10 protein-coding genes are annotated in these 8,822 nt (G+C 64.3%); 8 read left to right on the plus strand and 2 right to left on the minus strand.

Going from position 1 to position 8,822, the window contains the following annotated elements; all coding sequences use genetic code 11:
- Position 1: 1 nt before the first annotated feature.
- From livM to VMR03_RS18775, 7 genes are all read left to right on the plus strand, one after another.
- Entirely contained in the window at positions 2 to 1,303 is a 1,302-nt protein-coding gene (gene livM / locus VMR03_RS18745) for a high-affinity branched-chain amino acid ABC transporter permease LivM (RefSeq protein WP_325407959.1), read from the plus strand.
- A complete protein-coding gene (locus VMR03_RS18750) occupies positions 1,300 to 2,142 on the plus strand; it encodes an ABC transporter ATP-binding protein (protein WP_325407961.1) in 843 nt (280 codons plus the stop codon). Before livM ends, VMR03_RS18750 begins: the two co-directional genes overlap by 4 nt.
- Positions 2,142 to 2,873, plus strand: coding sequence for an ABC transporter ATP-binding protein (locus tag VMR03_RS18755; RefSeq protein WP_325407963.1), 732 nt, complete (start codon positions 2,142 to 2,144; stop codon positions 2,871 to 2,873). The genes VMR03_RS18750 and VMR03_RS18755 overlap by 1 nt, the downstream gene beginning before the upstream one ends.
- Complete coding sequence (locus VMR03_RS18760) at positions 2,870 to 3,226, plus strand: DUF6867 family protein (protein ID WP_325407965.1); 357 nt, start codon at positions 2,870 to 2,872, stop codon at positions 3,224 to 3,226. The genes VMR03_RS18755 and VMR03_RS18760 overlap by 4 nt, the downstream gene beginning before the upstream one ends.
- Positions 3,227 to 3,305: 79 nt before the next feature.
- Positions 3,306 to 4,409, plus strand: coding sequence for a branched-chain amino acid ABC transporter substrate-binding protein (locus VMR03_RS18765; RefSeq protein ID WP_325407967.1), 1,104 nt, complete (start codon positions 3,306 to 3,308; stop codon positions 4,407 to 4,409).
- Positions 4,410 to 4,486: 77 nt separating this feature from the next.
- On the plus strand, positions 4,487 to 5,206 hold the full coding sequence (locus VMR03_RS18770) for a hypothetical protein (protein WP_325407969.1): 720 nt from the start codon (positions 4,487 to 4,489) through the stop codon (positions 5,204 to 5,206).
- A 27-nt stretch (positions 5,207 to 5,233) separates the two neighbouring features.
- Positions 5,234 to 6,313, plus strand: a complete 1,080-nt coding sequence (locus VMR03_RS18775) for a DUF2855 family protein (RefSeq protein ID WP_325407971.1) — start codon at positions 5,234 to 5,236, stop codon at positions 6,311 to 6,313.
- On the opposite strand, the gene VMR03_RS18780 is transcribed toward VMR03_RS18775, so the two are convergent.
- Together VMR03_RS18780 and VMR03_RS18785 are read right to left on the minus strand one after the other, a co-directional pair.
- Positions 6,310 to 6,990 carry a lysoplasmalogenase gene (locus tag VMR03_RS18780; protein WP_325407973.1) on the minus strand — a complete coding sequence of 227 codons (681 nt, stop codon included), beginning with the start codon at positions 6,988 to 6,990 and terminating at the stop codon, positions 6,310 to 6,312. The genes VMR03_RS18775 and VMR03_RS18780 overlap by 4 nt on opposite strands.
- 51 nt (positions 6,991 to 7,041) lie before the next feature.
- The gene (locus tag VMR03_RS18785) at positions 7,042 to 8,265 is read right to left on the minus strand and encodes a TIGR03862 family flavoprotein (protein WP_325407975.1); all 1,224 of its coding nucleotides are present in this window, start codon (positions 8,263 to 8,265) and stop codon (positions 7,042 to 7,044) included.
- Positions 8,266 to 8,366: 101 nt separating this feature from the next.
- Here VMR03_RS18785 and VMR03_RS18790 point away from each other — a divergent pair.
- Positions 8,367 to 8,822, plus strand: a 456-nt coding sequence (locus tag VMR03_RS18790) for a biotin carboxylase N-terminal domain-containing protein (protein WP_325407977.1), incomplete at its 3' end; no start/stop codon positions are given.

An 8,822-nucleotide genomic window follows, 5' to 3' on the forward strand; every position in this document is an offset into this window, starting at 1 on the left:
GATGGAAAGCGACGTACCGAAATTCTCCATCGGCGCGCTGCTGCGCGACGCGGGCGCCGCCGCCCTCGTCGCGGCGCTCCTGGCTTTCCCGCTGCTCGGCTTCCGCCTCGTCGATTCCGCGCGGGGGCTGACGCTCGACACGCGGCTTCTCTGGGTCGTCTATGCGGGGGCAGCGGTCTTTGCCGGGCGGATCGTCTTTTCACTCGTGCGCATCTCCCTCGCGTCGCGCACGGCCTCCGCCGCCAAGCCGGCCAAACCCGCGGTGCCCGGCCGGGCGCGCTTCCTCTTCGGCATCGCCTTGGTCGCGGCGGCGCTTCTGCTGCCCTGGCTCCCCTTCGCCGATCGCAACATCATCGACAAGGCGACGCTCATCCTCATCTATGTGATGCTCGGCTGGGGGCTCAACATCGTCGTCGGGCTGGCGGGGCTGCTCGACCTCGGCTATGTCGCCTTTTACGCGGTCGGCGCCTATTCCTATGCGCTGCTCTCGCAGAATTTCGGGCTTTCGTTCTGGATATGCCTTCCGCTCGCGGGCCTTCTCGCCGCGTCCTTCGGTGTCGCGCTCGGTTTCCCCGTGCTGCGTCTCAGGGGGGACTACCTCGCCATCGTGACGCTCGGTTTCGGCGAGATCGTGCGCGAGGTTTTGATCAACTGGGGCAAAGTCACGGGCGGGCCGAACGGCATTGCCGGCATCCAGAGGCCGTCCTTCTTCGGATTGCCGATGGTGCCGAGCCTGCCTGATGGCGGCACGACCTTCGCACAGTTCTTCGGGCTGGCCTTCTCGCCCAACCACCGCATCGTCTTTCTCTATTATCTTATTCTGGCGCTCGCGCTGGCGACCAATCTCTTCACGCTGCGCATCCGCAGGCTACCCATCGGACGCGCCTGGGAGGCGCTGCGCGAAGACGAAATCGCCTGCCGCAGCCTCGGCCTCAATCCGACGACGGTGAAGCTCTCGGCCTTCGCCATCGGGGCGGCCTTTGCCGGCTTTGCCGGCTCCTTCTTCGCGACGCGCCAGGGCTTCATCAGCCCGGAGAGTTTCACCTTCATCGAATCCGCGATCATTCTCGCCATTGTCGTTCTCGGCGGCATGGGCAGCCAGATCGGCATCGTGCTCGCCGCCTTCCTTCTCGTCGGTCTGCCCGAGTGGTTCCGTGAGCTCGAGCAATTCCGAATGGTCGCCTTCGGCGCCGCGATGGTGCTCATCATGCTCTGGCGGCCGCAAGGGCTCCTTTCGCATCGCGATCCGACATTGCGCCTCGGCGAGTTCGGCGCGGTGCGCGCGAAGGAGGTCGGCGCGTGACGGCGGCACCGGTCCTGTCGGTCGAGCATCTGACGATCCGCTTCGGCGGTCTCGTGGCCATCGACGATCTCTCCTTCGAGGTGGCGCCCGGCGACATCACGGCGCTGATCGGGCCGAACGGCGCCGGCAAGACCACCGTCTTCAACTGCATCACCGGCTTCTACAAGCCCGACATCGGTCGGCTCACCTTCCGCCCCGCGGCGGGGCCCGAATACCTGCTCGAACGCATGGACGGGTTTCGCATCGCGCGGGCTGGCGTCGTCAGGACGTTCCAGAACATCCGGCTTTTTCCCGGCATGAGTGTCGCCGAGAATCTGATGGTCGCGCAGCATGTGCCGCTGATGCGCGCCTCGCTCTTCTCCGTCGCGGGCTTTTTGCGCTTGCCGCGGTTTCTTCACGCCGAGACCGAAGCGGTCGAGCGCGCGCGCTACTGGCTCGACAGGACGGACCTTCTCGCCGTCGCCGATCTTCCGGCTGGGAGCCTTCCCTATGGCGCGCAACGCCGGCTCGAAATCGCGCGCGCCATGTGCGCGTCGCCGTCGCTTCTCTGCCTCGACGAACCGGCGGCGGGGCTCAATCCGCGCGAAAGCCAGGCGCTCAACGATCTTCTGCTTTCCATTCGCGATGAACACGGAATCAGTATCCTGCTCATCGAGCATGACATGAGCGTCGTGATGCAGATTTCCGATCGTATCATCGTGCTCGAGCAAGGCCGCAAGATTTCGGAAGGTACGCCGACGGACGTGCAGGCCGACCCGGAGGTCGTTCGCGCCTATCTCGGTGTCGAGGACGAGGAAACGGCGGTTGCCGTGCTTCATGGCGAAGGAGGGCATGTCTGATGCTCTTCATTCGCGGTCTCCACTCAGGCTATGGACGCATCGAGGCGCTGCACGGCATCGACCTCGAAGTCGAGCAAGGCGAGATCGTCTCGTTGATCGGCGCCAACGGCGCCGGTAAGACGACGCTACTGATGACGGTTTGCGGACGCCCGCGGGCGAGCGCCGGACAGGTTCTTTTCGACGGGCGCGACATCACGCGTCTCGCGACGCATGAGATCGCCGCGCTGGGGCTTGCCCATGCGCCGGAGGGGCGGCGTATCTTTCCGCGCATGACGGTTTTCGAAAATCTGCAGATGGGCGCGATGATCGCCGATCCCGCGCGGTTCGGAGAAGACCTCGAACGGGTGCTGGCGCTTTTCCCGCGCCTTTCGGAACGCATCTCGCAACGCGGCGGCACGCTGTCCGGCGGCGAGCAGCAGATGCTCGCGATCGCGCGCGCCTTGATGAGCCGCCCGAAGCTGTTGCTGCTCGACGAACCCTCGCTCGGTCTTGCGCCGCTCGTCACGAAACAATTGTTTGAAAACATCCGGGCGATCAATCGCGAGCAGGGGATGACGATCCTGCTCGTCGAACAGAACGCCTTCCAGGCCCTGAAGCTCGCCCATCGCGCCCATATCATGGTCAACGGTCGGATCGAACTCAGCGGCTCGGGGGCGGAACTTCTCGACAATCCGGCGGTGCGCGCCGCCTATCTCGAAGGCGTCCGTCCGCAGACGGAGGTCGTTTCATGACGCAGGACGATTTCATCCTCGTTTTCGGCACGACGCCCTTCGTCTCCCTCGGCATCACGCTGGCGCTGATCGGCGGTTGCGCGCTGATGACGGGGCGGGCGCTGGCGCTCAACTGGCGGTCGGACTGGCAGATGCTGCCCTATTGTCTGCTGCTTGCTGTCGCCGACCGTTTTCTGGTTTTCGCTCTTTTCCAGGGCGAGCTCCTGTCGGTGACGGGCTCCGCTGCGGACTTCGCCATTCTGCTCTGCCTCGCCGCCCTTGCATTCCAGATCACCCGGGCGCGCCAGATGATCCGGCAATATCCCTGGGCCTATGAGCGGTCGGGGCTGACGGGCTGGCGGGAGCGCCGTTAATGCACAAGGCTCCGCAATAGCCGCTGTTCTTTCCGGCGATGGCCGTTATTCTTGCACCAGACATTTTGGGGGAACCGACATGACTCGATATATTCTGGCCCTTGCAGCGATCCTGTCGCTCGGGCTCTTCGCCTGCTCCAAAGAGAAGACCGGCATCACCATCGGCGTCGCCGGACCGATCAGCGGCAGCGAAGCCGTCTTCGGCGAGCAGTTCGTGCATGGCGCGCAGAAGGCGGTTGCCGACATCAACGCCAAGGGCGGCGTCCTCGGGCAGAAGCTCAATCTCGTGATCGGCGACGACGCCTGCGATCCGAAGCAAGCGGTCAGCGTCGCCAACGACATGGCCTCCAAGGGGGCGGTCTTCGTCGCCGGTCATTATTGTTCCAGCACATCGATCCCGGCCTCCGACGTCTATGCGGATTCCGGCATCGTCCAGATCTCGCCGGCCTCGACCAATCCCGATTTCACCGAACGCGGGCTCGCGAACGTCTTCCGCGTCTGCGGCCGCGACGACGCGCAGGGCCCGACGGCCGCCGCCTATGTGGCGACGCATTTCGCGAACAAGAGGATCGCCGTCGTCGACGATAAATCGACCTATGGCAAGGGCCTCGCCGATGAGTTCCGCAAGGCGCTGAACGCGGAAGGCGTCACGGAAGTCTTGCGCGAATCCGTCTCGGCCGGCGAAAAGGACTACACGCCGCTCGTCTCGAAGCTGAAGCAGGCCAATGCCGATATTCTCTATTTCGGCGGTTACAAAACGGAAGGCGGCCTCATTACCCGCCAGATGCGTGAGCAGGGGCTGAAGACCATTCTCGTCGGCGGCGACGCGCTGGTGACGGACGAGTTCTGGTCGATCACGGGCGACGCGGGCGAGGGCACGCTGATGACCTTCGGTCCCGACCCGCGTCTCGATCCGAAGAATGCCGAGCTCGTCGCCGCCTTCCGCGCCGAGAAATACGAACCCGAGGCCTATACGCTCTACACCTATGCCGCGATCCAGGCCTGGGCGCAGGCGGTGGAAAAGGCGGGGTCGACCGACGCCGCCAAGGTCGAAGCGGCGATGAAGTCCAACAAATTCGACACGGTGCTGGGCCAGATCGGCTTCAACGCCAAGGGCGACATGGATGCACCAGGTTATGTCTTCTACGTCTGGAAGGACGGGAAGTACGCCTACGCCGAATGAGTTGAATTGGGTCGTATCCGCATGGCCCGCGTCAGGCGGCCATGCGGGTTTTCACGCGCTAGACACAAGAAGAAAACATGTCCTTCCGCACAAAGCTCTGGGCCGCGCTCGGCCTCGTCGTCCTCGGCCTTCTCGTCTGGAAACTCGGCATCGACTGGGCGCGCGCCGTCCGAACTGAGCGCGGCGAAGTTGCCGTGACGGGGTTCCGCTCGGCGCATTTCGGCGATGCCGAAGAGGCGGTGCGGGCCGCGATCGAGAAGGATTTCCCGGGCGCCGAGGTGCAATCCGCCGAAAGCCCCGTCGAACGCACCAAGCTTCTCGTGATCCGCGCCAAGGACATTCTGCCGGAGTCCGGCAATGCGCAGGTCATCTATGTGCTCGGCTATAGGTCCAAGGCGCTCATTCAGGTCAACGTCTTCTGGGGTACGCAACTCACGCCGGACATCACGCCACGCGCGCTCGGCATCACGGCCGCCCTGTTGAAGCAGCATTTCGCCGCGCAGGATTTCGTGGCGGAAAGTGTCGTCCAGGACAAGAAGCTGGCGACTGGCGCGGTGCTCGTTTTTTCCGGTTCCGACGCGGCGGGGCATCTCGTCCGGCTTCTCTATCAGGAAACGGACGTACCGACGAAGCCTGTCGAGCAAAAGCCTTCATCGGTCGCCAAGACGGATAAGGAAAAGAAAGACGCCGCGGTCGCTTCCGTCGAACCGAAACGGAAGGTGGCGGCACTCAGACTTTCCTATGTAAAGGATCCGAAGAACCCCGACATCTTCAAGGTCGAGGACGGGGCTTTCTGACGAAGGCGCGAAGGGAGAAAAAGCACCATGCAGCAAGCCATGGATTTCATCGTGAGCCGCGCCGATCTGCGCCAGCACAAGCTCGTCGAGAGGGCTCTGCCGGCGCTTGGCGACGGCGAGGTGCTGCTCAAGGTCGACAAATTCGCCTTCACCTCCAACAACGTCACCTATGCCGCCTTTGGCGAGGCGATGCATTACTGGGATTTCTTCCCGGCGCCGGAAGGCTTCGGCAAGGTGCCCGTTTGGGGTTTTGCCGACGTCGTAGGCTCGCGACATGCCCAAATTGCAGTGGGGGAGCGCGTCTTCGGCTATTTTCCGATGGCGACGCATCTCGTCGTCCAGGCGTCGCAGGTGAAGCCCGGAAGTTTCGTCGATGCCGCGCCGCATCGCGCCGAGTTGGCGCTCGTCTACAATCAGTATCTGCGCGTGGCGCAGGACCCCGCCTATGTGCGCGCGTTCGAGGATCAGCAGGCGCTGTTGCGGCCGCTCTTCATGACATCCTTCTTCATCGACGATCTTCTCGCCGACAATGATTTCTTCGGTGCGAAATCGGTCATCCTGTCGAGCGCGTCGAGCAAGACGGCACTCGGCGTCGCCTATCTTCTGTCGCGGAACCTCGAGGTCGACGTGGTCGGACTCACATCGGCGAGCAATGTCGGCTTCGTCGAAGGAACAGGCTATTACGACCGCGTCGTCACCTATGACGGGATTGGCGCGCTCGAGACCGGTGTGCCATCGCTCTTCGTCGACATGGCCGGCAATGCGAAAGTCGTCGGCGACGTGCACCGGCATTTCGGTGACGCACTCAAACATAGTTGCGTCGTCGGCGGTACGCATTGGGAGGCGCGGGGCGGTCGGGACGGCGCGTTGCCGGGACCGAAGCCGCAATTCTTTTTCGCGCCGGCACAGATTGCAAAGCGCACCAAGGAGTGGGGTCCGGGCGGCGTCGAGACGCGCTTCGCGGAGGCCTGGCGCGGCTTTCTCGGCTCCGTCCCGAACTGGATGCGCGTCGTCCATGGCGCCGGACCGAAGGCCGTCGAGGCGGTTTATCTCGCTATGGTCGACGGCAAGGTCAGCCCCTCGGAGGGGCATATGCTCTCGCTTTAATGCAAGGCGGCGAGAAGGCCCAAGGCGATCAGTGCCTGGCCCGCGTAATAGGTGATCCAGACGATCGGACCGCGCGCGGGAACCGGCCAGCGGAATTTCGCGACCGCGATGACGGCGTCCGAAAAGACGAAGAGCAATGCGCCGATGCCGAGCCATGGCAGCGGTACGCAGAAGGCCGCGATCGCCATCGCCGAAATCACACTCATGTAGAGAAGCACCGGCAGGCGCAGCTTGCCGAGTTTCGGCCAGAGCCAGAGAAGCGTTCCAGCGGCGAGCAGGACCAGCACGACGATGCCGGCGAGGTAGGCGCCTTGCGGTTGCGCGGTCAGCGGCACCAGAACGATCAGGTAAAAGACATGGGCGAGGAGAAAAGAGCCGAGCCCGCGCGGGAAATTTTTCTCCTCCTCATCAAGCGCGAGAAAGTAGTCGCCGAAGCTCGAGAGAAGGAAGGCCGCGCCGAGGGCGACAAGGGCGAGACTTGCTTCGCCCCCGCCAAGATGGAGGAGGGGCAAAGGCACCAAGGCGCCGATGGCGGCGGTCTTCAGCGTGGTGCGCAGAGTGGAGGCGGGGCGGCTTTCGATGGCGAGATAGGCGAGCGAGGCCAGCAACGAGATCGCGGCCAGGCCCCAACGCACAATATCGAGACCGTCACCGAATGTGAGCGCAGCATCGAGCATCTTCTTTCCCCCTCTTGTCGCTCGCGGATGATAGCGGATCGATCCCGCCGCTCAAGCCGTTGCGCGAAGCCAGCTGGCCGCGCCGAGCCCGGCCGCCTTGCCCGTTGCGAAGCAGGCCGTGAGCAGATAGCCGCCGGTCGGCGCTTCCCAATCGAGCATTTCACCGGCACAGAAGATGCCGGGCAGCTTCTTCAACATGAAATGCGCGTCGATCTCATCGAGGGAGACGCCTCCCGCGCTCGAGATCGCTTCGGCGATGGGCCGCGCACCTTCAAGCGTCAGCGGCAAGGCCTTGATGCCCCCGGCAAGGCGTTCGGGGGCGTCGAAGGTTTCTTTCGGCAGACATTCGCGCAGCAGCGCCGCCTTCACGCCTTCGATGCCTGCAGCTTTGCGCAGATGGTTGGCCATGCTCTGGCCCTTGCGGGGACGGGCGAGCTCGGCGGCGAGACGTTCGACACTGCGGTCGGGGGCGAGATCGAGCGTCAACGTCGCCGCTCCCTTCGTGTCGAGCGCATCGCGCAAGGCCGCCGACAGCGCATAGACGCCGCTGCCTTCGATGCCGGCTTCCGAGATCACGAATTCGCCGCGATGGCTTTCACCATCGAAGGAAAGGACGACGGACTTGACCGGCGCACTGGCAAAGCGCGTCCGCATATGCTCGCTCCAGTGGACGTCGAAGCCGCAATTGGAAGGACGGAAGCCATTGACCGTCACGCCACGGGCTTCGAGCCACGCGGTCCAGCTTGCATCGGAGCCGAGCTGCGGCCAGCTCGCGCCACCCAATGCGAGGATCGTGACATCGGCTTTGACATCGACTCTGCCGGACGGCGTCTCAAAGAGCAGCGCGCCCTCTTCCGTCCAGCCCTGCCAGCGATGGCGAACATGGGTGACGAGGCCCTGGCGGCGCAAGTCCTTCAGCCAGGCGCGCAGCAGAGGCGCCGCCTTGAAGTCCTTCGGGAAGACGCGGCCGGAGGAACCGATGAAGGTCTCGACGCCGAGCGCCGACGCCCAATCGCGCAAAGCCTGCGGAGCCTGCGCGCGGATCGCGTCCGAAAGAGCCGGGGACGCATCGCCGAAGCGGGAGAGAAAGGCATCGAGCGGCTCGGAATGGGTGAGGTTGAGGCCGCTTTTGCCCGCCATCAGGAATTTGCGCCCAAGCGAGGGCATGGCGTCGAAAAGATGCACCTCCGCACCCGCCGGGAGCAGGGCCTGGGCGGCCATCAGCCCCGCCGGGCCGCCGCCTATGATCGCGACCTTGGAAGGGCTCTGCGTCAAATCTCGTCCTCTATTTCGTTCGCCGGGGCTGGTGCGGCGGGTCTGCTCAGGTAACCTGTCTCCAACAGAAACTCGCCATAGAAGAATGCCCCGGGAGCGCTATGACTATCACTCATCTGCTGATCGCCAATAGGGGCGAAATCGCCATCCGCATCGCGCGCGGCGCCGCCGAACTCGGTCTGCGCACCACCGCCGTCCATTCGGCCGACGACGCATTGTCGCTGCATGTCAAATCGGCGGACGAGGCCGTGGCGCTGAAAGGCGAGGGTGCGGCCGCCTATCTCGACATTGCGGGGATCGTTGCGGCAGCGAAGGCGGCGAAATGCGACGCCGTGCATCCGGGTTACGGGTTCCTGTCGGAGAATGCCGATTTCGCGCGCGCCTGCGCGGAAGCGGGGCTCGTCTTCGTCGGCCCTAATCCGGAAGCGCTCGAGCTTTTCGGCGACAAGATCAAGGCGAAGGCGCTGGCGCTCGCCGCCGGTGTGCCACTGCTCGCGGGGACGGGTGGACCGACGGGGCTCGAAGAAGCGCGCGCCTTCTTCAAATCCCACGGGCCG

The sequence above is a fragment of the Parvibaculum sp. genome, assembly GCF_035511255.1.
In the GTDB taxonomy this organism is placed as follows: Bacteria; Pseudomonadota; Alphaproteobacteria; order Parvibaculales; family Parvibaculaceae; genus Parvibaculum.

Coding starts and splice junctions, on each gene's coding strand:
- VMR03_RS18775 (WP_325407971.1), top strand. CDS start 5,234: ATGCAGCAAGCCATGGATTTCATCGTGAGCCGCGCCGATCTGCGCCAG.
- VMR03_RS18760 (WP_325407965.1), top strand. CDS start 2,870: ATGACGCAGGACGATTTCATCCTCGTTTTCGGCACGACGCCCTTCGTC.
- VMR03_RS18755 (WP_325407963.1), top strand. CDS start 2,142: ATGCTCTTCATTCGCGGTCTCCACTCAGGCTATGGACGCATCGAGGCG.
- VMR03_RS18770 (WP_325407969.1), top strand. CDS start 4,487: ATGTCCTTCCGCACAAAGCTCTGGGCCGCGCTCGGCCTCGTCGTCCTC.
- VMR03_RS18780 (WP_325407973.1), bottom strand. CDS start 6,990: ATGCTCGATGCTGCGCTCACATTCGGTGACGGTCTCGATATTGTGCGT.
- livM (WP_325407959.1), top strand. CDS start 2: ATGGAAAGCGACGTACCGAAATTCTCCATCGGCGCGCTGCTGCGCGAC.
- VMR03_RS18765 (WP_325407967.1), top strand. CDS start 3,306: ATGACTCGATATATTCTGGCCCTTGCAGCGATCCTGTCGCTCGGGCTC.